The following is a 21,306-nucleotide window of genomic DNA, read 5'->3' as shown; positions in this document are numbered from 1 at the left end:
TTTCGTGCGTATCTTTCGTCACTTTACCGATACTATTGATCTACAGGGTCTTGTGCTTGCTGCCGCCCTCTATGTTCACGCCTCCTTTGATCAACATGATCCGTCTCGCTGCCTGTGCCACGCAGATGCGTATCATATCTGGTGTTTAGTTTGGTGCTGGTGCTGGTGCCGGTGCTGGTGCTGGTGCCGGTGCTGGTGCCGGTGCCGGTGCCGGTGCCGGTGCTGGTGCTGGTGCTGGTGCTGGTGCTGGTGCTGGTGCTGGTGCTGGTGCTGGTGCTGGAGCTGGAGCTGGAGCTGGAGCTGGAGCTGGAGCTGGAGCTGGTGCTGGTGCTGGTGCTGAAGCCAACACCTGGCAGATCTTCGTTGCGCCGCGCGCGGGATCGGTGCCGAAATAACCCTTCGTGCACAGACCGCCGGAACGCACCGTCTTGTAGGTCCAACGGGTCCCCGTACCGAAGCGCACGTTCTTTGTGCCGGACACCCGGAAGAACTGGCCCTCGTTGGCGACTTTGGTCCACTGGGTGCTGCTGCTCTGGGCGTGGGCCGGTGCGGCAGCCAGCATCGAGAACATCACCGCGCAAGCGGCGAGCACACTGGCATGTGAGGCGTGTACGGAAAAGGGTGCGTGTTGCGACATGAAGAAACCTTGGAAAGCTTGAAAAAAGAGAAGACCTCGCACGGCGCACGGGGTCTCCATGCGCTTTCTGCGTTACAGACAGGGGTTTTAGGGAGCGGCTTGCAGGGCGCCGACCTTGCGGCCGCCAGGGAGGGCGCGCAAGGTGTAGGGTGCGGGCGCATCGCGGGTGTAGCTTGCGTCCGGCACCACCGACAGACCTATGAGGGCCTGCAGCGTTGAGTTCGGCCAGAAATTCGGTGTGGCAATGTTGCCCGCCCCCGGAATGTTGCTGGCCAAGGAGGTCACGTTGTTCGACTGCACCGCGTTGCCCAAGGCATAGCCGCCGGTGACGAAGGTCTGGTTGCCCGTGCCGGCGAACAGGTTCGCCGTGAGCTTGACCGAGGTGACTCCGCTGGCGATTGCCAGGAAGGCCCCACCCGAGCGTGTTACCGCCACGGTGTTGTGCACCATCTCGAATGTGTTGGTCGGATTCGACAGACCCTCGGCGCCGTAGGAGATGGCGTTCGGGTTGTCGGCATTCGGCCCCTTGTGGAACATGTTGCCGCGCAGGACCACCTTGCCGCCATTGGGGAAGTCGGCCAGGTAACTCGCGGAGCCCGTGGAGCCATCCATGAGGTAGCTGTTCTCGATCACCGACTCGCGCGCACGGCTCTTGAAGTTGTGCCCGATCTTTGCTTCATGGAAGTAGCTCGAGGTCACCGCAATCCGGTCGATCTGGTTCACATAGATGTTGTGCGTGTAGCCATCACCGATGCCGTTGCGAGCGAACTCCGAGCGGTCGATCGTGATCGTGGTCGCACCCGCCGCAGCCAGGATGCCGTTCTCGTTGTCGTAGAAGCCGCTGTTGATGATCTTCAGGCTGGTGCCCGGTTCGACACGGACACCGGCGCCGTTCTGGTCGGGCACCGTGGCGTTGCGGAACTCGACACTGTCAATGGTGACGTTGCTGCCCGACACCACCCACAGTCCCTTGCCTTGGACGTTGCGGCCATCGGCATATAGACGCGCACGCCCACCCACGCCGCAGATGGTGATGTTGCTGTCGTTCCAGGTGGCCACGTCACCGCGGTAGTCACCCGCGGCGATCTTGATCACATCGCCCGACTGCGCCACTGCGGCCGCCGCGCTCGGCACGGTGTAGGTCTTGCCGGGGCCGACCTGCAGCACACGACCGCTTGCCGCGTCGCAGGCCGTGCCTGAGGGAGCTGGCGCAGGCGCAGGCGCTGGCGCTGGCGCTGGCGCTGGCGCTGGCGCTGGCGCTGGCGCTGGCGCTGGCGCTGGCGCTGGCGCTGGAGCTGGAGCTGGAGCTGGAGCTGGAGCTGGAGCTGGAGCTGGAGCTGGAGCTGGAGCTGGAGCTGGAGCTGGCGCCGGAGCCGGAGCCGGAGCTGGAGCTGGAGCCGGAGCCGGAGGACGAGGAGCCGGAGCCGGTGCTGGTGAAGGGGCACCCGCAATCGGTTCCGATGGCGTGCCGCCACCTGCATCCCCCCCGCCACCGCCACCACCGCACGCGGTCAGCGTGGCCGCGAACAGCACCGCCAGCAGCGGCAGCGACTTGCGGGAGGAAGAGATATCGATGAGAGGTGTAGGAGTCGGATTCATGTGTTTTCGGGACAAAAACACCTTGCCGCTCACTCTCGGGTGGCGGCATGGGCGATACGGAGGGGGGTTCCTGAATCACACTGCGGGGCAGTGTCCAACCAGCCAGGAACGTGAGAAAAATCACCGCGACGGACGGAGATTCGCCCAGCGCGGACGGAGTATCAGCTTCCGAACGGATTGGAGTCCGGCACGAAAGGTGTTGGTTCGTAACCAAATTTCCGCTCCGAAAACCGGCTCCCGGTGGGGCACGGTTGCACACGGATGCCGATTGACGGGGTGTCTCGTAACGCCGCATACGTTTTGAAACCGGACCCCATGGCCCACCGCACCCATGCCATCTCGCTCACAATACCGCCATGCAAAACGACGTCAGCCTCATCGGGGTGCCGACCGACATCGGCGCAGGCGCCCGCGGCGCTTCCATGGGCCCGGAGGCCTTGCGTGTGGCTGGCCTCGCCTCGGTGCTCGAAGGCCATGGCCTGCGGGTGATGGACCGGGGCAACCTCGGCGGGCCGTCCAATCCCTGGCAACCGCCCACCGATGGCTACCGCCACCTCCATGAAGTGGTGACATGGAACCAGACCCTGCACGAAGCCGTGCTCGCCGAACTGGCGCAGGGCCGTCTGCCCATCGTGCTCGGCGGCGACCACTGCCTGGGTCTGGGGTCGATCAGCGCCGTGGCACGCCACTGCCGCGACACCGGCAAGAAGTTGCGCGTGCTCTGGCTGGATGCGCACGCGGACTTCAACACCGCCGCCCTCACCCCCAGCGGCAATATCCATGGCATGCCGGTGGCGCTGCTCTGCGGCATGGGGCCGTCCGAACTCACCGGCATCGGCGGCACCACCCCGGCCATCGACGCCAGCGTGGTGCGCCAGATCGGCATTCGCAGTGTGGACCCGGGCGAAAAACGCCTGGTGCACCAGGCCGGCCTGGAGGTGTTCGACATGCGCTTCATCGACGAGATGGGCATGCGTCACACCATGGAGCAAGCCTTGATGGGTGTGGACGAGGACACCCACCTGCATGTGAGTTTCGACGTGGACTTTCTCGACCCGGAAGTCGCGCCCGGCGTGGGCACCACCGTGCGCGGTGGCCCGACCTACCGCGAGGCGCAGCTGTGCATGGAAATGATTGCCGACACCGGGCGGCTCGCCTCACTCGACGTAATGGAGCTCAACCCGGCACTCGACGTGCGCAACCGCACGGCCGAGGTGGCGGTGGATTTGATCGAAAGCCTGTTCGGCAAATCCACCCTGATGAGGAAAAGTTAGCCCACCAGTTCCAGGTGCTCCACCACGGGCGGCTGCGCAAAGAACGGGCCAACGATGGCGCGCCATTGCGTGAAGGCATCAGAGCCGCGGAAATCCACCGTGTGGTTTTCCAATGTCTCCCAGCGGATCAACAACAGGTAACGGCCCGGGCTCTCGATGCTGCGCCGCACTTCGGATCCGATATACCCCTTCGCCTGGCCGATGACGGTGTTCAGGCCGCGCTGGATGGCTTCTTCAAAAGCTGCGCTCTTGGACGGGTCGATGCGGATGTCCGCGTGTTCGAGAATCATGGTGCGTTTCCTGAAGTGAATGCGTGTGGCCAAAACGGTCCTCGCGCATCATATCGACCGCCTTCTCCGCCATCATGATCACGGGGGCATTGGTGTTGCCCCCCACCACGCTGGGCATGACGGACGCATCCACCACCCGCAGCCCCGCCACGCCATGCACACGCAGCCGCGCATCGACCACATCGTTCGCGCCCGGCCCCATGCGACAGGTGCCCACCGGGTGGTAGATCGTGTCGGCATGGTCGCGGATGAATTGCTCGATCTGTGCATCGCTCTGTGCCTGCGCCGACGCCTTCGACTCGGTGCCGCCATGGCGCGTGAGCGCGGTCTGCTCCAGCAACTGGCGCATGCGCTTGAAGCCGCGCACGAGGCGGGACATGTCGTCGGCGTCCTGCAGGAACGCGGGGTCGATCAGCGGCGCGCTGCGCGGATCGGCATTCGCCAGGCGCAAGGCGCCTCGGCTCTTGGGGCGCAGCAGGCACACATGGCAGGAATAGCCGTGGCCGAAGACCGTCTTGCGGCCATGATCCACCAGCTTGCCCACCACGAAGTGCAGTTGCAGGTCGGGCACGGTTTCTTCAGGCGCGCTCCTGATGAAGCCGCCAGCCTCGGCAAAGTTGGTGGTGAGCATGCCGCTGCGCTGGCGCCGCCATTCGAAGATGCCGCGCACCACACGCGCCACACCGGTGAGGGACACACCGAACAGGTCCTTCACCTTGGGCGCATTGACCACGATCACCACATCCACATGGTCGTGCAGGTTCTGGCCCACACCGGGCAGGTCGTGCACGGGCTGGATGCCGTGCTCCCGCACATGCCCGGCCGGCCCGATGCCCGAAAGCATGAGCAACTGCGGCGATCCGAACGCGCCCGCGCTGAGCACCACCTCACCGCCCTCCTTCAGCCGCAGGATCTGCAACGGGCCATGCCCGCCGTTGTCACGGTACTCCACGCCCACCGCGCGCGCCACGCTGTCTTCGTTGTCGGTGACCACGCGCGTGGTCAAGGCGTTCGTGATCACCTGCAGATTGGGCCGCGCCAGATGCGGCGTGAGGTAGGCCTTGGCCGCGCTGCAACGCTCGCCGTTGCGGTGCGTGACCTGGTAGGCGCCCACGCCTTCCTGTTCGGCGCCGTTGAAGTCGCGGTTGTGCGGGTAGCCTGCCTGTTCCCCTGCCGCGATGAACGACGACAGGAACGGGTTGGGGCTGCGCAGGTCCATCACGTTGAGCGGGCCGCCCTGCCCGTGGAAGGCGTCGGCGCCGCGTTCGTTGTGCTCGGCGCGCTTGAAGTACGGCAGCACCTCGGCATAGGACCAGCCCGGGTTGCCCAGCGCGGCCCAGGCGTCGTAGTCGCTGGCGTGGCCACGTGCGTAGACCATGGCGTTGATCGAACTCGAGCCACCCAGCACCTTGCCGCGCGGCTGGTAACCGCGCCGGCCGTTCAAGCCGGGCTGCGGCACGGTGTCGTACCCCCAGCCATTGAGCTCAAACTTGGCCATGGCCGCCAAGCCCGCCGGGCAGTGGATCAACACGCTGTTGTCGGGCGGGCCGGCTTCGATGAGCGCCACCCGAACGGTGGGGTCTTCGCTCAAGCGGCAGGCGAGCACGCAACCGGCCGAGCCGCCGCCGACGATGATGTAGTCAAACATGGAATGCAGGTCTCCGGGGTGGGCAACGCTGGGCACGGCGTGCGCGACAATCTCCGGGCAAGTTAGCACAGGCCCCCCTGCCCGGTTAGGCAGGGTCGCCTAGGAAAGACACGCCCGCGACGCCGGGTTAACACCGATTTTTTCAACAGGAGCAGCGCCTTCATGAACAGCATCAACACCGTCGGCATCATCGGATCGGGCACCATGGGCAACGGCATCGCGCAGGCCTGTGCCGTCAGCGGCATCCGCGTGGTGATGGTCGACATCGCCCAGGCCGCGGTCGACAAAGGCCTGGCCACCGTGGCCGGCAGCCTGGACCGCCTGATCAAGAAAGAGAAGATGACGGCCGCCGAAAAGGACAAGGCACTGTCGCTCATCAAGGGGTCGACGAACTACGACGACCTCAAGGGCGCGCAACTCGTCATCGAGGCCGCCACCGAGAACGAGGGCCTGAAGATCAAGATCCTGCAGCAGCTCGACGGCCTGCTCGCGCCGGACGTGATCGTGGCCACCAACACCAGCTCGATCAGCATCACCAAGCTGGCCGCCGCCACGCAGCGCCCCGACCGTTTCATCGGCATGCACTTCTTCAACCCCGTGCCCATGATGGCGCTGGTGGAGATCATCCGCGGCCTGCAGACCAGCGACGCCACGCACGACACGGTGAAGGCCCTCGCCGAGGCGCTCGGCAAGTCGCCCATTACCGTGAAGAACGGCCCGGGCTTCGTGGTCAACCGCATCCTCGTGCCCATGATCAACGAAGCTTTCTTCGTGCTGGCCGAAGGCACCGCAAGCGCCGAGGACATCGATGCCGGCATGAAGCTCGGCACCAACCAGCCCATCGGCCCGCTGGCCCTGGCCGACATGATCGGCCTGGACGTGTGCCTGGCCGTGATGAACGTCTACATGGCCGAGTTCAACGACAGCAAGTACCGCCCCTGCCCGCTGCTGAAGGAAATGGTCGCCGCCGGCTACCTGGGCCGCAAGACCGGGCGCGGCGTGTACCACTACTGAAGAAAATCGCGCTCGCCGACCTGCTTACTCGTCTTCACAAACCTTGCCCGTGGGGTAGGTGGTGGTGGTGGTGCCATGCAGGGCGCGCATGTAGGCCATGTAGCGATCCGCTCGTTCAGGCGTGTTGGCGGTGATGGCCTGGATCTTGAGGGTGACGGCATATCCATCGTTGCTCGCTTTGTTTTGCTGGTCCACTGGCAACCCCGCCTCGGCCGTTTGCGACATGCAAGCCGTTGAAGCCATGCTTGCGTCAGCCAGTGCCATCAAAGCAGCACGGTCATTCAGATCAATCGACCCAATCCTTTGCTGCACACGCGCCCTTTGCCGCGCCGCCTTCTTGATCGCATCGCTCACCGGCAGCCCGGCAATGTAGGCATCGATGTCGTCGCGGATGCCGTTGCGGTCGGCATCCGGGCCGGCGATGTCGGTGGACCGGTCGAGCGCGGGCAGTTCACCGGATTTTTCCAAGGCCTCAAGTTGCTCCTTCATGCCCCGCTCGGCGGGTGGGGATGTCGGTGATGGGGAGGATTTGCCTCCGCCGCAGGCGGAAAGTACCAGTGCAGCAACCAATGGGCAGAGCCATCGGGCAGTGCGCATGCGGGGGGTGACGGCAGTTTGGAAGGGGTTGCCTTGTGGGTTCATGGGGTGGCTCCTGGTGGTGGGCAGGTCACAGTGCGTCCAGCGCGCTGGTGATGAGCTGGCGGATCTGGGCGCGCAGCGGGCGGGCCTCGTCGAGGTAGGTGTCGAGCAGCTTGTGGCCGGAAGGGTCTTTGCCGTTGACGGCCAGGTTGGCGTTGGACACGGGCAGGTAGGTGCCGTCCACGCGCCGCAGGCCGTTGATGACCAGGTCGCTGCTGGCCAGCACATGGGGGCCGCGCAGGGTGGGCGAGGCGGGAGCGATGTGCACCACCTGCGCGGCGACGTAGCCAGTGTCTTCCCCCACGGCGGCGCCGGCCTGGCGCGAATGGGCCAGGTAGGCGTCGTAGGCGGCGTTGACGAACAGGTTGCCTTGTGAGTGGGCCATGAGCACCGCGCGTTCGGCCCGCTGTCCGGCCGCGATGAGTTGCGCGGTGTGCCCGGCCGTGTCCTGCGCGGTGGGCGGGTTCTGGGCCAGCACGGTGCTGAGTGCGGTGATCTTGGCCAGCACCGCGTTGCCCAGGGCGTCGAACCAGTGGGCCAGCGCGTTGTCAGCGCGCACCACACGGGCCACCAGGCGCTGGGTGAAGGAACCGGCCTGGGCGTGCTGGCCGCTGACCTGCTCCCAGAAATATTCCCAGCGGCGACCCAGCAGGCCGTCTATCTCCGCGCTGCGCTGGCGAAACACCTCGGCCACGTCCTGCAGGCACGAATCGCCGGCGCTGCGCTTGCAGCTCTGGTTGTAGAACAGCTCGTAGCGGATCGGCGCGCCACGCCATTCGGAGCCGAGGAAGTTCTGTTGCTTCATGACCTGCAGCGAGCGCTCAGCCTCTTCACGCGTGTTCCACACCCCATTGAAGAAGCCCACCAGATGGGCCATGGTGTGGCACGTCGTGATGGGGCTGCGTATGAGGGGCCGTTCTTCCTTGCTCTCCAACAGCTGGTTGACCGCCTCGAGGTCATGGGGCCAGATCCGGTGGGTATCGACATGGGAGATGTAGGGGAACGCAACGACCTGCTCCACCGCCGGGTTGGGCGGCCAAGGCGCATACAGCGGAAGCCCCTGCGGATCGAGGCGCCGACTGCGCAGCAACTTGATGTCATGCCACGAGTCACGGCTCTCCCCGCACTGGTCCGTTGTCGCGTTGAGGGGCTTGCAGGCGATCCATGCCGGGAAACAGCCTTTGAAGGGATCGAATGGCTCGTTGGAGGTGCATTCAAAGCGAAGCAAATCGGTCGCGGTTCGCTCTGCCTTTTTCGGTGGATACCGGTAGTTGGTGTCGATGGAGCGTGCGCTCGACATTTCTGCCTGCTTGCACAACTGATATGGCTTGGGCTGTGCGACAGCACCGCCCACGCACCCTACAAACAGCAGCAGCGTCAGGCCGTCTTTGGCTTTCATGTTTCCTCCCCTTTGCAGACAATTTATGTGGTCAACGCTGCAAATATTAGAGGCCCTCAACCGCGCATACCCCCACCGGGTAGTGCAGCCTGATGGGCTGCGGCGAACCACCTTGTGCGTCGGCCTGCTCCCAGGTCCATGCATAGCCCTCGCGCGCCACCGGCCAAAAAATCGGCTCCAGCGTTGATCAACAGGCAGGCTTACCATCAACGCCCACCGCGCGAGACGCCTTCGTGCACGGCTTCTTCCTTAGAGATACGAGATACGCAATGAGCAGTTTCGACTTCGACCTTTTCGTCATCGGCGGCGGCAGCGGCGGTGTGCGCGCCGCACGCATGGCCGCGCAACGCGGTGCGCGCGTGGCGCTGGCCGAGATGCTGGGCACCGATGGCCTGGGCGGCACCTGCGTCAACGTGGGTTGCATCCCCAAAAAGCTCTACAGCTACGCCGCGCACTACGCCGAAGCCTTTGAAGAATCTCACGGTTTCGGCTGGGAAGGCGTGGCGCCCACGCTCAACTGGACGGCCCTCAAAACCAACCGCGCAAAAGAAATCGGTCGCCTCAACGGCGTGTACGGCAACCTGCTGCGCGGCTCGGGCGTCACCGTGTTCGACGCCTTCGCGCGGTTGACCGGTGCCCATGGCATCGCGCTGTCCACGCTCAACGCCGATGGGTCGCCGGGCCACCAGGAATTCACCGCCAAGCACATCCTGATCGCCACCGGCGGCACGCCCCACGTGCCGCACTTCACGGGCCGCGAGCACGTGATCACCTCCAACGACATCTTCGATGTCGAGCCCTTCCCGAAGCGTCTGGTGGTGGTGGGCGGTGGCTACATCGCCTGCGAATTCGCGTCCATCTTCAACGGCCTGGGCGCCAAGGTCACGCAGCTGTATCGCGGCGAACAGGTGCTGCGCGGCTTTGACGACGAGATCCGCCATTTCGTGGCCGCCGAGATGATCAAAGCCGGTGTGGACCTGCACCTGAACGCGGGTGTGGTCGACATCCGCAAGACCTCGGAAGGCCTGGACGTCGAGTGTGAAGGCGGCGCCCTGGTGAAAGCCGATGCCGTGCTGTACGCCACCGGCCGCGTGCCCAACGTGGAAGACCTCGGCCTGGAGGCGGTGGGTGTGGCGCAGGGTGCCAAGGGCGAAGTGATCGTCAACGAGCACTACCAGACCAACGTGCCCAACATCTATGCCGTGGGCGACGTGACCAACCGCGTGCAGCTCACGCCCGTGGCGCTCGGCGAAGCCATGGTGGTGGTCGACCAGCTCTTCGGCCCCGCCGCCGGCAAGGCCGCACGCAGCATGGGCTACGACTTCATTCCCACTGCCGTGTTCACCCACCCCAGCATCGGCACCGTGGGCTACAGCGAAGCCGATGCGCGCAAAAAATTCGGCGCCGTGACGGTCTTCCGCAGCGAGTTCAAGGCGCTCAAACACACGCTCTCGGGCAGCAGCGAGCGCACGCTCATGAAGCTGGTGGTGGACACCGCGAGCGACCGCGTCGTGGGCCTGCACATGGTGGGCGCGGAAGCCGGCGAGATCGTGCAGGGCTTTGCCGTGGCCATGAAGGCCGGCGCCACCAAGGCCGTGTTCGACAGCACCATCGGCATCCACCCCACGGCGGCCGAAGAGTTCGTGACCATGCGCGAGCCCGTCAAGACCTGAGCCAGCGCAGGGTGCATCGGCGCGCCACAATAGCGCCATGCACACATCGCCCGACTTCACCGCTCCGCAACTGTTCAGCGACCCCGTCCAGGCGCTGGCCCAGGTGCAGCGCATCTACCAGAACAACATCGAATTCCTGCGCCAGGCCATGCGGGACTTCGTCTCCGGCGGCGACTACACCCGTACCCACGTCCGGGCGTGTTACCCCTACGTGCGGCTGCACACCCACAGCGTGCTGCGCCAGGGCAGCGGCGTCGGCCAGCCACCGAGCCGCCTGAGCTACGGCTTCGTGGCCGGCCCGGGCCGGTATGAGACCACCCTCACCCGCCCCGATCTGTACAGCGACTACTACCTCGAACAGTTCCGCCTGCTGCAGGCCAACCACGGCGGTGAGCTGGAGGTGGGCACCAGCACGCAGCCCATTCCCATCCACTTCTCGTTCGCCGAGCACGACCACGTGGAAGGCAGCATGGACGTGATGCGCCGCGCGCTCATGCGCGACGTGTTCGACCTGCCCGACCTCACCGCGATGGACGACGGCATCGCCAACGGTACCTACGAGCCCCGGCCCGGCGAGGCGCACCCGCTCTCGCTGTTCACCGCGCCGCGCGTGGACTACTCACTGCAGCGCCTGCGCCACTACACGGGCACCGCGCCCGAGTGGTTCCAGAACTTCGTCATGTTCACGAACTACCAGTTCTACATCGACGAGTTCATCAAACTCGGCCGGGCCGAAATGGCCAACCCGGAGAGCAAATACACCGCCTTCATCGAACCCGGCAACGTGGTGACGCGCCGCACCGGGCTGCCCGCCACGCCGGGTGACGAGCTGGGCCATGCGCCACCGCGCCTGCCGCAGATGCCGGGCTATCACCTGCTGCGCGAGGACCGCAGCGGCATCACCATGGTGAACATCGGCGTGGGACCCGCCAACGCCAAGACCATCACCGACCACATCGCCGTGCTGCGCCCGCACGCCTGGCTCATGCTCGGCCACTGCGCGGGCCTGCGCACCAGCCAGCAACTGGGCGACTACGTGCTGGCCCACGCCTACGTGCGCGAGGACCACGTGCTCGACGAAGAGCTGCCGCTTTGGGTGCCGATCCCGGCGCTGGCGGAGATTCAGCTCGCGCTCGAAGCCGCCGTGGCCGACGTGACCGGTGTGCCGCCGGCCGAGCTCAAGCGCATCATGCGCACCGGCACCGTGGCCAGCACCGACAACCGCAACTGGGAACTGCTGCCCGACAACATGCCGCAGCGCCGCTTCTCGCAATCGCGCGCCGTGGCGCTGGACATGGAGAGCGCCACCATCGCGGCCAACGGTTTCCGCTTCCGCGTGCCCTATGGCACCTTGCTGTGCGTGAGCGACAAGCCGCTGCACGGCGAGATCAAGCTGCCCGGCATGGCCAACCACTTCTACCGTGAGCGGGTGGACCAGCATTTGCGCATCGGCATCCGCGCCATCGACATCCTGCGCGAGGGTGGCACGGACCAGTTGCACAGCCGCAAGTTGCGGAGTTTTGCGGAAGTGGCATTTCAGTAGGTCGACTGGAGAAGGGTGTCCAGCAACCCAGTTCCGCTCACACCTGCCCCGCCGCCGCCCGCACCGCCGCCAGAAAATCCCCATACACCTCACCCTGCAACGAACTCGGGCGTTGCACGATGGAGATTGGCGCCGAGAACGATGACATCGGCGTGCGCAGCACCCGCACCAGGCCATGGCGCTCGGCCAGCCTGGCCGCGTCGAGCGGCACCAGGGCCAGGGTTTCGAGTTCGTGCGCCAGCGCCAGGCTGCTGGTGAACGAGGACGATTCCATCAAAGGCCTCGGCGGTGTCACACCGCCACGGATGAACTCGGTATTGAGCAACTGTCGTGTCACCAGCTCCGGTGGCGGCAACACCCAGCGCGCGTCGGCCAGTTCCTGCCAACCGATCTGCCGACGACGACGGGCCAGCGCCAGGCTGGCGCCGGCGACGATGGCCAAGGCCTCGTCGTAAAGCCGTTCGACGCGCAGCGTGCGCATGGGCTCGCTGGCGAGCAGCTCGCCCGAGAAGCGCCCGACCACGCAGTCGACCTCGCCCGAATCGAGCGCGAGCAGCAGATCGTGGATGGAGCCCTCCCGAAAGCGCACCACCATGCCCGGCCGGCGCTCCAGAAAACGGCCCATCGCGCGCGGCAACAGGGAGAGCAACATGATCGGCGTGGCGCCCACACGCAGCATGCCGGCCTCGCCCTTTTCGATGGCCTGCAGCTCGTCGCGCAGGATGCCCCACTCGTTGAGCATCACCTCGGCGCGGTGCAGAAACGCCATGCCGCTCGGCGTGGGCCGCGTGCCCAGGCGCCCGCGCTCGAACAGGCGCACACCGAGCGAGGCCTCCAGCTCCTGCAGCATCTTGGTCACCGCGGGCTGCGTGCGGTGCAGCATGCGCGCGGCTTCGTGCACGGTGCCAGACGCCGCCAACGCGCGGCACAACTGCAGGTGCGACAGGCGCACACCGCTGACGGGTGAGGAAAAAGGGGTCTGTTTCATTTGATTCCATTATGGAATCGAATGATCAAAAAAACTCAGTATTTAAGAATCACCATCTGGTCCACACTGCGCGCATGAATTCCGTTGGCATCATCACCACCGCAGCAGACGCGCCCGCCGTCGCCACCCACAGGGCAGGCGGCGTCGTGCTGCTCGCGATCCACAACCCACCGGTGAACGCGCTGAACCGCCGCGTGCGCCGCGCCCTGCTTGATGCACTGCTCGCCGTGCGCGACGACCCGCAGACACGGGCCGTGGTCATCGCCAGCGAAGGCCGCATGTTTTCCGGTGGCGGCGATCTGCGCGAAGTCGGCCAACCCGATCCGCCCGACAGCACCACGCTGGGCGACCTGGCCGAGCTTGTGGAAGGTTTTCCCAAGCCCGTCGTCGTCGCCCTGCAAGGCAAGACCATCGGCGGCGGCGTGCTGCTGGGCATGGCCTGCCATGCGCGCATCGGCGCGCACGACGCCTTGCTCGCGCTCCCGGAAGTGAACCTCGGTTTCGTGCCGGGCGCCGGTGGCACGCAGCGCTTGCCGCGCCTGGTGGGCGTCGAAGCGGCGTTGCGCATGGTGGCGCTTTCTCAGTCGATGGACGCGGCCGCCGCACAAGCCGCCGGTTTGCTGGACGCGGTCGTGCCCGAGGGCGGCAACCTGCGCGAGGCCGCGACGGCACACGCCCTGGCCATTGCCGAAGGCACGCTGCCGTGGCGGCGCACGGCCGGGTTGAGGGTGCCGGACGGCGCCGCGCCCGAGGCGCTCATCGCGCGCTACCGCACCCTCGCCACCGAACGCTGGGGCGACCGTGAAGCGGCGCAGGAAGCCATCACGCTCATTGCCAGCGCGGCCGAACGACCCTTTGCCGAGGGCGCGCAACACGAACGCAAGGCCTATCTGCGCCTGGCCTCTTCCACACAAACCCAGGGCCTCGTCGCGGCGTTCTTCGCGGCCCGCAACCCAGACCCGAAGAAAGGCGCCACGCCATGACCAACCTGAGCGACACCCCGGGCTTCCAGGCCCTGGCGAAGCCGCGCTCGCTCGCCGCGCTGCTGAACCCGCGTTCGGTGGCGATCCTCGGCGCCTCGTCCGACGCCACCAAGATCGGCGGACGGCCCGTGAAATTCCTGCGCACGCATGGCTTCACCGGGCCGATCTACCCGGTCAACCCCCGTGCGACGGAGGTGCAAGGCCTACCCGCTTACGCCAGCCTGGCCGACATCCCCGCGCCGGTGGACCACGCCATCATCGCGCTGCCCGACAGCGCGGTGTTGCCGGCCGTGCGGGCCTGCGCCGAGCGCGGTGTGCGCGCGGTGACGGTGTTCAGCTCGGGCTTTGCCGAGGTTGGCGACGCCGGCCGCGCGGCGCAGGCCGAACTGGGCAACATCGCCCGTGACAGCGGCATGCGCATCCTCGGGCCCAACTGCATGGGCTTCATGAATTTGCGCAGCGGCTTCCTGGGCACCTTTGCCTTCATGGTCGACCTGGGCCTGCCGCCGCTGGGGCGCGTGGCGCTGGTGAGCCAGAGTGGCGCGTTCGGTGGGCAAGCACTGGTGATGGCGCGCGAGCAAGGCTTGCCGCTGGGTGCATGGGTCACCACCGGCAACGAGTGCGACGTGGAACTGGCCGACTGCATCGCGCACTTCGCGCAGGACCCCGAGACCGACGTGATCATGGGTTACATGGAGGGCTGCAAGTCGCCCGAGCGCCTGATCGAAGCGCTGGCGCTGGCGCAGATGGCGGGCAAGCCGGTGATCATGGTGAAGGCCGGCCGCTCCGACGTGGGGCGGGCGGCCGTGCAGTCGCACACCGGCGCGCTCGCGGGTGACGACCGCGTCTTTGACGCCCTGTTCCACGAATACGGCGTGCACCGCGCGCACTCGGTCGAAGACTTCTTCGACGTGGCCCGTGCCTGCGCCACCGGCGTGATGCCGCGCGAAGGCCGCGTCGGCGTGTTCACCGTCTCGGGCGGCATCGGCGTGCTCACGGCCGACGCGGCCGAGCAGCATGGGCTGGACCTCCCCCCCATGCCGGCGCCCGCGCAAGAGCGCCTGCAGGCGCTGCTGCCGCACGCCTCGGTGCGCAACCCGGTGGATGGCACGGCGCAGATCTGGGCCGACATGCAGGTCTTCGAAACCTTCCTGCGCACCATGCTGCAGGAAGGCCACTACGAGTGCGTGCTGCTGTTTCTCACCGCGATGCCGCACGCGCCGCACCTGCAGGCGCCGCTGGCCGACATCCTCACGCGCCTGCGGCAGGAGTTTCCGCAGGTGTTGCTGGTGCTGTCCATGCTCGCACCACCCGCGCTCTCGCAACAGATGCAGGCCGCGGGCTATCTGCTGTTCGAGGACACCACGCGCGCCATGCGCGCCGTGGCCGCGCTCAAGTCGCTCGCCGCGGCGCAGCAGCGCCACCGGACTGCGGGCCCTCGCCAGACGTCCAGCCTGCTGCCCGACCTGAGCGCCCAGCCCCTGGCCGAGGCGCGCACCGAACACGCGGTGAAACAGGTGCTGACCGCTTGCGGCATCGCCGCACCGGCCGAACACGTGGTGACCACCGAGGACGAAGCGATCGAGGCCGCGCGGCAGACCGGCTACCCCGTCGTGCTCAAGGTGCTGTCGCCCGACATCGTGCACAAGACCGAAGTCGGCGGCGTTGCACTGGGTCTGGGCGATGCGCAGGCCCTCTCGAGCGCCTGGCGCGAGATGATGGCGCGCGTGCGCCGTGAAGCCCCCGATGCACACATCGAAGGCGCGCTGGTCGCGCCCATGGTCCAGCCGGGCCTGGAGTTCATCGTCGGCGTGCAGCGCGATCCGATCTTCGGTCCGGTGATCGTGGCCGGCCTCGGCGGCATCTTCGTCGAGCTGTTCAACGACGTGGCCTTGCGCATCGCACCGGTCTCGCACGAACAGGCGCACGAGATGCTGCGCGAACTGCGCGCCTACTCGCTGCTGCAAGGCCACCGCGGCGCGCCCGCCGCCGACATCGAGGCACTGGCCGACACGATCGTGCGGCTGTCGCAGCTGGCGGTGCGCCATGCCGATACGGTGGAGTCGATCGAGATCAATCCGCTGCGGGTATTCCCCGCCGGCCAGGGCGTGCTCGCGCTCGACGCCGTGGTGCTGCCGCGCAGCGACACCGCCCACCAGGAGCACGCGGCATGAGCGGCAAGACCGTCACCTTCTACTTCTCGGTGCTCTCGCCCTGGGTCTACTTCGGCGGCCCGCGCTTCCACGAGATCGCGCGCGACACGAATGCCACCGTGGTCTACCGCCCGATCGATCTGCTGCGCGTGTTCCGCGAAACGGGGGGCACGCCGCTGGCCGCGATGTCGCCCGCCCGCCAGGCGTTTCGCGCGCGCGAGCGGGAGCGCTGGTCGGCCTGGCTGAACATGCCGGTCAACGCCAAACCCGCGCACCACCCCGTGGACGAGTCGCTGGCCGCACAGCTGCTGATGGCGGCCGAAGACGCGCACGGTGGTGCGGTCGTCTGGCCCCTGGCACAGCGCATGCTGGCCGGCGTCTGGGTGCACGACCTCGACATTTCCAAAGAAGCGACCCTGGCGCAGATCGCGCGCGAACAAGGCCTGGATGCGGACGCGCTGCTGGCCCTCGCGGCCACACCGGCGATGCGCGCGCGTTTCAACGCGAACACCACCGAAGCCATGGCGGCCGGCGTGTTCGGCGTCCCCAGTTTCGTCGTCGATGGCGACCTGCATTTCGGCCAGGACCGTCTCGACTTTGTGGAACGCGCCTTGCGCGCCGACTGAATGCCCTCTGTTTTTCAAGCGAAAGGAACCACGACCATGAACAAGCTTCTTCCCCGCCTGCTGCTGGCGCTGTGCGCCGTGGCCACCGCCGGTCTTGCGGCCGCGCAGTCCTACCCCGACAAGCCTATCCGCTGGGTATCGCCTTGGGCGCCCGCCGGCGGCAACGACGTGCTGTCGCGCGCCATCGGCGTCGAAATTTCCAAGACGCTGGGCCAGCCCGTGGTGGTGGACAACAAGCCCGGCGCGTCCGGCACCATCGGCACCGACATGGTGGCCAAGGCAACACCCGACGGCTACACCGTCACCCTCGGCAGCCCCGGCACACACGCCACCGCCTTGAGCATGGTGCCCGGCCTGCCCTACGACCCGGTGAAGTCCTTCACGCCCATCGTGCTGGTGGGCACCGTGCCGAATGTGCTGGTGGTGCCGCCTTCGGTGCCGGCCAATTCGGTGAAGGAACTGATCGCCTACCTCAAGAAGAACCCCAACAGCTACAACTTCGCCTCGGTGGGCAACGGCTCGATGCAGCACCTCGCGGGCGAACTCTTCAAGCGCATGGCCGGTGTGCAGATCACGCACGTGGCCTACAAGGGCAGCTCCCCCGCCCTGGTCGACCTGGCCGGTGGCCGCGTCGAGATGGCCTTCGAAAGCATGCCCACCGTGCTGCAGCTCGTGCGCAGCGGCAAGCTCAAAGCGCTGGCAGTGACCACGCCCAAGCGCTCCTCGCTGATGCCCGACGTGCCCACCATCGCCGAGTCCGGCCTGCCAGGTTTTGACGTGACGGTCTGGTACGGCGTGTTCGGCCCCGCCGGCATGCCGCCAGCCGTCACGACCAAGCTCAACCAGGCCATCAACGCCGCGCTGCGCACGCCCGAACTCGGCCAGCGCCTCACGGACCTGGGCGCCGATGTGGCGGGTGGCACGGCGGAAGAGCTGGCCCGCTACCAGGCGGGTGAAAGCACGAAGTGGAACAAGTTCATCAAGGACGCCGGCATCACGCCTTGAATCACGGGCCGGCCGACCCGACGCTTCAGGATGCCTTGTAGAAGATGTAGTCGGCCTGGTACTGCACGATCTGCTTGGCGCCCACATTGCCGGCACCACAAGCCGAGTTCGGTGCGATACCACCCTTGGTGGCCACGCGCTGGGTGTAGGTCACGCCACTCATGGCGCCCATGCCCATGGCGGGGTTGGCCTTCACGAGTTGCAGCGGAATGTTGTCGCTGCCGTTGGGCGCCACGGCAACCTGGGTGGCGGTGAACCTGGAGCCGTCCATGGCTTCCCAGGTGGCGGGCGGGCCGTAGTACTTGCCGACCTGCTTGCCGCTGCGGTCCATCAGTTTGGCGTCAGGACCCCCGAAGACCCATTCGAACTGGCCGGGCATGTTGGCCTTGACCTTGCACTCGTAGGTGATCTGGCCCACGCCCACGGTTTCCATGGCGACCTTGTGGCCGGCCGGCACCTTCACCGCGTCGGGCAGGCTGGCTTGCGAATACATCATGGGCGAGCCCATGTGGGAAGCGCAGGCGGTCAGGGCGAGCGCCGCGGCAGCGATCAGGGTGGATTTGAACAGCATGGTAAAACTCCTCGAGGTTGGGGTTGTGGGCAGCAGCGCGCACGGCGCCACTGCTTCCACTACGCACCAACCGGGCGTCTGGATGCAGCCGGATGCAAAAAAAGATTCAGGCCTTGCGCGGCCGCACCTTCGAAGCCGCCAGCTTGGCCTGGCTGCGGGCCTTCTCCACGTCGGCGTCAAACGCCAGCGCCACGCCCATGCGGCGCTTCGTGAAACTCTCGGGCTTGCCGAACAGGCGCAGCTCGGTCTGCGGCACGCGCAGCGCTTCGTCCACGCCGTCGAAGGCAATGCCCTGCGCCTCCACCCCGCCATAGATGACGGCGCTGGCGCCCGGGCTCTTGAGCGCCGTGCTCACCGGCAGCCCCAGGATGGCGCGCGCGTGCAGCTCGAACTCGTTCTGCCACTGCGTGATCATGGTGACCATGCCGGTGTCGTGCGGGCGTGGACTCACTTCGCTGAACCAGACCTGGTCGCCCTTGACGAACAGCTCCACACCGAACAAGCCCTGGCCGCCGAGGTCGTCGGTGACCGCCTGGGCGATGTGTTGCGCGCCCTTCAAAGCGGCGGGCGTCATGCGGCAAGGCTGCCAGCTCTCCACGTAGTCGCCACTGACCTGCACGTGGCCGATCGGTTCGCAGAACTGCGTTTCCACCTGCCCGTTGGCACCGAGCGCGCGCACGGTAAGCAAGGTGATTTCGTAGTCGAAGTCGATGAAGCCTTCGACGATGATGCGGCCCGGGCCGACACGCCCACCCGCCATGGCGTAGTCCCAGGCCTTCTGCACGTCGTCCGGGCCGTCGATCTTGCTCTGGCCTTTGCCGCTGCTGCTCATCACCGGTTTGACGATGCAGGGGTAGCCAATGCCGCCGTCGATGGCGGCTTGCAACTCGTCCAGCGAGTCGCAGAACTGGTAGGGGCTGGTCGCCAGGCCCAGCGTTTCGGCGGCGAGGCGGCGGATGCCCTCGCGGTCCATGGTCAGGCGCGCGGCGCGCGCGGTGGGGATCACGCGCACGGTGCCCGCCGCTTCGAGCTCCTGCAGCATGGGCGTGGCGATGGCCTCGATCTCGGGCACCACCAGGTGCGGCCGCTCGGCCTCGATCAGCGCCTTGAGCTGCGCCGGGTCGCTCATGGTGATGGTGCGCGCGTGGTGCGCCACCTGCTGGCCGGGCGCGTTCTCGTAACGGTCGACCGCGATGGTCTCCACACCCAGGCGCTGCAGTGCGATCAGCACTTCCTTGCCGAGCTCACCGGAGCCCAACAACATGACCTTGGTGGCCGAGGGAGACAGGGGGGTGCCGAGCGTGGTCATGTGAAACGTCCAGGGAAAAGAGGGTTAAAGCGCTTGGCCCATGGCCTCGCCCAGGCGCACGGCGCCGCCTGGCGCCCAATCCGGGTTGAACGCAATGGTGTCGCGCGGCCACAGCAGCACCACCGTGGAGCCGAGCAGGAAGCGGCCCATTTCTTCGCCGCGCTGCAGCTCCACGGCACCGTCGTCGTACGACCATTCGCGCAGCGTGCCCGGGCGCGGCGGGTTCACCACGCCGTGCCAGGTGGTGGCCATGCTGCCGACGATGGTGGCGCCCACCAGCACCTGCACGAACGGCACGGTGGCCTCGCCCACCTGCGCCTCGAACACACACACCACGCGCTCGTTGCGCGCGAACAGCCCGGGCACACCTTGCGCGGTGGCCGGGTTCACCGAGAACAGCTCGCCCGGCACATGGATCATGCGGCGCAGCGTGGCCGCCACCGGCATGTGGATGCGGTGGTAGTCCTTGGGGCTGAGGTAGATGGTGGCAAACGCGCCGTCGTCGAACAGCGCGGCGAGTTCCGCATCACCACCCACCAGCGCGCGCGTGCTGTAGGTGTGGCCCTTGGCCTGGTAGATCTGGTCGCGCGCGATCGCGCCGAACTGGCTGATCGCGCCGTCCACCGGGCAGATGTAGGCCGCGTCGGCCAGCGGGCGGGCGTCGTCGCGCAGGGCGCGCGTGAAGAATTCGTTGAAGCTGGCGTAGGCCGTGGGCTCGGGGTTCGCGGCCTCGGCCATGTTCACGCCGTACTTGTGGATGAAGCGCCGGATGATCCACTGCGTGATGCTGCCCCAGCGGCCATTGGCCACCCAATGCGAGAAGTCGTTGATGGCCCGCTTCGGGTAGAGGTACTGCAAGGAAACGGCAAGCGACATGGCAGGGCAGAAGAATGGGTGACAAAGACCCTGGCAGGGCGGCCCCGCATTGTAGAGGCCGGGGCCAGCACACCCGGGCCAGCGGGCACAATGCCAGCACATGAAAGACGCCCTGTTCGAATGCCGGCACCTGGTCAAGCGCTATGGCGATGCCACCGTGGTGAACGACCTCAGTTTTGCCATCGGCCCCGGGGAATGCCTGGGTGTGATCGGGCCCAATGGCGCCGGCAAGACCACCACCATCCGCATGTGCCTGGGCCTGACGACGCCCGACGCCGGCACCATCACCGCCTTCGGCCGCGACATGCCGCGCGACGCGCTGGCCATCAAGGCACAGCTCGGCGTGGTGAGCCAGATGGACACGCTCGACCCCGACTTCGACTGCGCCGAGAACCTGCTGGTCTACGGCCGTTACTTCGGCCTGCCCACCGCCACCATCCGCGAGCGCATCCCCAGGCTGCTGGATTTCGCGGCGCTGGCGCACAAGGCGCAGGCCAAGCCCGGTGAACTCTCGGGCGGCATGAAGCGGCGCCTGTCGCTGGCGCGCGCGCTGGTCAACGACCCGCGCCTGCTGATGCTCGACGAGCCCACCACCGGTCTGGACCCGCAAGCGCGCCACCTGATGTGGGAGCGCCTGCAGATGCTGCTGCAGCAAGGCAAGAGCATCCTGCTCACCACGCATTTCATGGACGAGGCCGAGCGCCTGTGTTCGCGCCTGCTGGTGTTGGACCACGGCCGCAAGATCGCCGAAGGCCGCCCGCGCGAACTGATCGCGCAACACCTGGAACCCGATGTGGTGGAGGTGTATGGCAACGGCGCGATCGGCCTGGCGCACGGCGAAGCGCATGCGGCGCTGCGCGCCCTTGCCGCGCGCGTGGAGGTGAGCGGCGAAACCGTGTTCTTCTACACCGCGCAGGCCATGCCACTGCTGGCCGCACTGGGCGAACACCACCACCTGCGCACGCTGCACCGGCCCGCGAACCTGGAAGACTTGTTCCTGAAACTCACCGGTCGGCAAATCCGCGAGGACGGCTGAACATGAACACCACCACCCTGCCCCGCAACCCATCCCCCTGGTC

Annotated in this window: 20 protein-coding genes; 11 read left to right on the top strand and 9 right to left on the bottom strand. The window is 66.8% G+C overall.

From position 1 onward, the window contains the following. Positions 1 to 150: 150 nt before the first annotated feature. Positions 151 to 639 (top strand): hypothetical protein, encoded by a 489-nt coding sequence (locus FFS09_RS30790; protein ID WP_171020243.1) that lies wholly within the window; start codon positions 151 to 153, stop codon positions 637 to 639. 85 nt (positions 640 to 724) lie between these two features. Here FFS09_RS30790 and FFS09_RS28370 read toward each other — a convergent pair whose 3' ends face one another. Next, complete coding sequence (locus tag FFS09_RS28370; protein ID WP_137922255.1) at positions 725 to 1,804, bottom strand: right-handed parallel beta-helix repeat-containing protein; 1,080 nt, start codon at positions 1,802 to 1,804, stop codon at positions 725 to 727. A gap of 8 nt (positions 1,805 to 1,812) precedes the next feature. Here FFS09_RS28370 and FFS09_RS31460 point away from each other — a divergent pair, with 8 nt between their 5' ends. Both FFS09_RS31460 and rocF read left to right on the top strand, forming a co-directional pair. Further along, on the top strand, positions 1,813 to 2,214 hold the full coding sequence (locus tag FFS09_RS31460) for a hypothetical protein (RefSeq protein ID WP_171020242.1): 402 nt from the start codon (positions 1,813 to 1,815) through the stop codon (positions 2,212 to 2,214). 378 nt (positions 2,215 to 2,592) lie between these two features. After that, positions 2,593 to 3,510, top strand: coding sequence for an arginase (rocF, locus tag FFS09_RS28360; protein WP_137922254.1), 918 nt, complete (start codon positions 2,593 to 2,595; stop codon positions 3,508 to 3,510). Here the strand turns inward: rocF and FFS09_RS28355 are convergent. Together FFS09_RS28355 and FFS09_RS28350 are read right to left on the bottom strand one after the other, a co-directional pair. Then, positions 3,507 to 3,800, bottom strand: a complete 294-nt coding sequence (locus tag FFS09_RS28355) for an antibiotic biosynthesis monooxygenase family protein (RefSeq protein WP_137922253.1) — start codon at positions 3,798 to 3,800, stop codon at positions 3,507 to 3,509. The genes rocF and FFS09_RS28355 overlap by 4 nt on opposite strands. Further along, positions 3,745 to 5,448 carry a GMC family oxidoreductase gene (locus tag FFS09_RS28350; RefSeq protein WP_137922252.1) on the bottom strand — a complete coding sequence of 568 codons (1,704 nt, stop codon included), beginning with the start codon at positions 5,446 to 5,448 and terminating at the stop codon, positions 3,745 to 3,747. The genes FFS09_RS28355 and FFS09_RS28350 overlap by 56 nt, the downstream gene beginning before the upstream one ends. A 162-nt stretch (positions 5,449 to 5,610) precedes the next feature. Between FFS09_RS28350 and FFS09_RS28345 the strand changes: the two genes are divergently transcribed. Next, entirely contained in the window at positions 5,611 to 6,462 is an 852-nt protein-coding gene (locus tag FFS09_RS28345) for a 3-hydroxybutyryl-CoA dehydrogenase (RefSeq protein WP_137922251.1), read from the top strand. A gap of 24 nt (positions 6,463 to 6,486) precedes the next feature. Here FFS09_RS28345 and FFS09_RS28340 read toward each other — a convergent pair whose 3' ends face one another. Together FFS09_RS28340 and FFS09_RS28335 are read right to left on the bottom strand one after the other, a co-directional pair. Then, positions 6,487 to 7,104, bottom strand: coding sequence for a hypothetical protein (locus tag FFS09_RS28340; protein ID WP_252374553.1), 618 nt, complete (start codon positions 7,102 to 7,104; stop codon positions 6,487 to 6,489). A 25-nt stretch (positions 7,105 to 7,129) separates the two neighbouring features. Then, complete coding sequence (locus FFS09_RS28335; RefSeq protein WP_137922250.1) at positions 7,130 to 8,500, bottom strand: hypothetical protein; 1,371 nt, start codon at positions 8,498 to 8,500, stop codon at positions 7,130 to 7,132. A 269-nt stretch (positions 8,501 to 8,769) separates the two neighbouring features. On the opposite strand from FFS09_RS28335, the gene gorA reads away from it, so the two are divergent. Both gorA and FFS09_RS28325 read left to right on the top strand, forming a co-directional pair. After that, on the top strand, positions 8,770 to 10,173 hold the full coding sequence (gene gorA / locus FFS09_RS28330) for a glutathione-disulfide reductase (protein WP_137922249.1): 1,404 nt from the start codon (positions 8,770 to 8,772) through the stop codon (positions 10,171 to 10,173). 37 nt (positions 10,174 to 10,210) lie between these two features. Continuing rightward, entirely contained in the window at positions 10,211 to 11,716 is a 1,506-nt protein-coding gene (locus FFS09_RS28325; RefSeq protein ID WP_137922248.1) for an AMP nucleosidase, read from the top strand. 37 nt (positions 11,717 to 11,753) lie between these two features. Here FFS09_RS28325 and FFS09_RS28320 read toward each other — a convergent pair whose 3' ends face one another. Beyond that, on the bottom strand, positions 11,754 to 12,704 hold the full coding sequence (locus tag FFS09_RS28320; RefSeq protein WP_137922247.1) for a LysR substrate-binding domain-containing protein: 951 nt from the start codon (positions 12,702 to 12,704) through the stop codon (positions 11,754 to 11,756). 74 nt (positions 12,705 to 12,778) lie between these two features. Here FFS09_RS28320 and FFS09_RS28315 point away from each other — a divergent pair, with 74 nt between their 5' ends. From FFS09_RS28315 to FFS09_RS28300, 4 genes are read left to right on the top strand one after another with little or no spacing between them, the layout of a single operon-like run. Then, positions 12,779 to 13,687: an enoyl-CoA hydratase/isomerase family protein gene (locus FFS09_RS28315; RefSeq protein ID WP_171020241.1), complete on the top strand. Its 909-nt coding sequence runs from the start codon at positions 12,779 to 12,781 to the stop codon at positions 13,685 to 13,687. After that, the gene (locus tag FFS09_RS28310) at positions 13,684 to 15,861 is read left to right on the top strand and encodes an acetate--CoA ligase family protein (RefSeq protein ID WP_137922245.1); all 2,178 of its coding nucleotides are present in this window, start codon (positions 13,684 to 13,686) and stop codon (positions 15,859 to 15,861) included. Before FFS09_RS28315 ends, FFS09_RS28310 begins: the two co-directional genes overlap by 4 nt. After that, on the top strand, positions 15,858 to 16,466 hold the full coding sequence (locus FFS09_RS28305; RefSeq protein ID WP_137922244.1) for a 2-hydroxychromene-2-carboxylate isomerase: 609 nt from the start codon (positions 15,858 to 15,860) through the stop codon (positions 16,464 to 16,466). The genes FFS09_RS28310 and FFS09_RS28305 overlap by 4 nt, the downstream gene beginning before the upstream one ends. Before the next feature lie 36 nt (positions 16,467 to 16,502). Next, complete coding sequence (locus tag FFS09_RS28300; RefSeq protein ID WP_171020240.1) at positions 16,503 to 17,471, top strand: Bug family tripartite tricarboxylate transporter substrate binding protein; 969 nt, start codon at positions 16,503 to 16,505, stop codon at positions 17,469 to 17,471. 25 nt (positions 17,472 to 17,496) lie between these two features. Here the strand turns inward: FFS09_RS28300 and FFS09_RS28295 are convergent, their stop codons facing one another. From FFS09_RS28295 to asd, 3 genes are all read right to left on the bottom strand, one after another. Further along, entirely contained in the window at positions 17,497 to 18,042 is a 546-nt protein-coding gene (locus tag FFS09_RS28295) for a DUF3455 domain-containing protein (RefSeq protein WP_137922242.1), read from the bottom strand. Positions 18,043 to 18,148: 106 nt separating this feature from the next. After that, positions 18,149 to 19,351 (bottom strand): formate-dependent phosphoribosylglycinamide formyltransferase, encoded by a 1,203-nt coding sequence (purT, locus tag FFS09_RS28290; RefSeq protein WP_137922241.1) that lies wholly within the window; start codon positions 19,349 to 19,351, stop codon positions 18,149 to 18,151. A gap of 24 nt (positions 19,352 to 19,375) precedes the next feature. Beyond that, on the bottom strand, positions 19,376 to 20,227 hold the full coding sequence (gene asd, locus FFS09_RS28285) for an archaetidylserine decarboxylase (RefSeq protein ID WP_137922240.1): 852 nt from the start codon (positions 20,225 to 20,227) through the stop codon (positions 19,376 to 19,378). Between the two features lie 100 nt (positions 20,228 to 20,327). On the opposite strand from asd, the gene FFS09_RS28280 reads away from it, so the two are divergent. Beyond that, positions 20,328 to 21,263 carry an ATP-binding cassette domain-containing protein gene (locus FFS09_RS28280; RefSeq protein ID WP_137922239.1) on the top strand — a complete coding sequence of 312 codons (936 nt, stop codon included), beginning with the start codon at positions 20,328 to 20,330 and terminating at the stop codon, positions 21,261 to 21,263. The last annotated feature ends 43 nt before the right edge of the window (positions 21,264 to 21,306 follow it).

It is taken from the genome of Hydrogenophaga sp. 2FB, from assembly GCF_005503365.1.
GTDB lineage: Bacteria > Pseudomonadota > Gammaproteobacteria > Burkholderiales > Burkholderiaceae_C > Hydrogenophaga.
This window is presented reverse-complemented; position numbering and strand designations above follow the sequence as displayed.

What these genes read in the sequence shown, in the direction of transcription:
- rocF (WP_137922254.1), top strand. Translation starts at nt 2,593, where the DNA reads ATGCAAAACGACGTCAGCCTCATCGGGGTGCCGACCGACATCGGCGCA.
- FFS09_RS28355 (WP_137922253.1), bottom strand. Translation starts at nt 3,800, where the DNA reads ATGATTCTCGAACACGCGGACATCCGCATCGACCCGTCCAAGAGCGCA.
- FFS09_RS28350 (WP_137922252.1), bottom strand. Translation starts at nt 5,448, where the DNA reads ATGTTTGACTACATCATCGTCGGCGGCGGCTCGGCCGGTTGCGTGCTC.
- FFS09_RS28345 (WP_137922251.1), top strand. Translation starts at nt 5,611, where the DNA reads ATGAACAGCATCAACACCGTCGGCATCATCGGATCGGGCACCATGGGC.
- FFS09_RS28340 (WP_252374553.1), bottom strand. Translation starts at nt 7,104, where the DNA reads ATGAACCCACAAGGCAACCCCTTCCAAACTGCCGTCACCCCCCGCATG.
- FFS09_RS28335 (WP_137922250.1), bottom strand. Translation starts at nt 8,500, where the DNA reads ATGAAAGCCAAAGACGGCCTGACGCTGCTGCTGTTTGTAGGGTGCGTG.
- gorA (WP_137922249.1), top strand. Translation starts at nt 8,770, where the DNA reads ATGAGCAGTTTCGACTTCGACCTTTTCGTCATCGGCGGCGGCAGCGGC.
- FFS09_RS28325 (WP_137922248.1), top strand. Translation starts at nt 10,211, where the DNA reads ATGCACACATCGCCCGACTTCACCGCTCCGCAACTGTTCAGCGACCCC.
- FFS09_RS28320 (WP_137922247.1), bottom strand. Translation starts at nt 12,704, where the DNA reads ATGAAACAGACCCCTTTTTCCTCACCCGTCAGCGGTGTGCGCCTGTCG.
- FFS09_RS28315 (WP_171020241.1), top strand. Translation starts at nt 12,779, where the DNA reads ATGAATTCCGTTGGCATCATCACCACCGCAGCAGACGCGCCCGCCGTC.
- FFS09_RS28310 (WP_137922245.1), top strand. Translation starts at nt 13,684, where the DNA reads ATGACCAACCTGAGCGACACCCCGGGCTTCCAGGCCCTGGCGAAGCCG.
- FFS09_RS28305 (WP_137922244.1), top strand. Translation starts at nt 15,858, where the DNA reads ATGAGCGGCAAGACCGTCACCTTCTACTTCTCGGTGCTCTCGCCCTGG.
- FFS09_RS28300 (WP_171020240.1), top strand. Translation starts at nt 16,503, where the DNA reads ATGAACAAGCTTCTTCCCCGCCTGCTGCTGGCGCTGTGCGCCGTGGCC.
- FFS09_RS28295 (WP_137922242.1), bottom strand. Translation starts at nt 18,042, where the DNA reads ATGCTGTTCAAATCCACCCTGATCGCTGCCGCGGCGCTCGCCCTGACC.
- purT (WP_137922241.1), bottom strand. Translation starts at nt 19,351, where the DNA reads ATGACCACGCTCGGCACCCCCCTGTCTCCCTCGGCCACCAAGGTCATG.
- asd (WP_137922240.1), bottom strand. Translation starts at nt 20,227, where the DNA reads ATGTCGCTTGCCGTTTCCTTGCAGTACCTCTACCCGAAGCGGGCCATC.
- FFS09_RS28280 (WP_137922239.1), top strand. Translation starts at nt 20,328, where the DNA reads ATGAAAGACGCCCTGTTCGAATGCCGGCACCTGGTCAAGCGCTATGGC.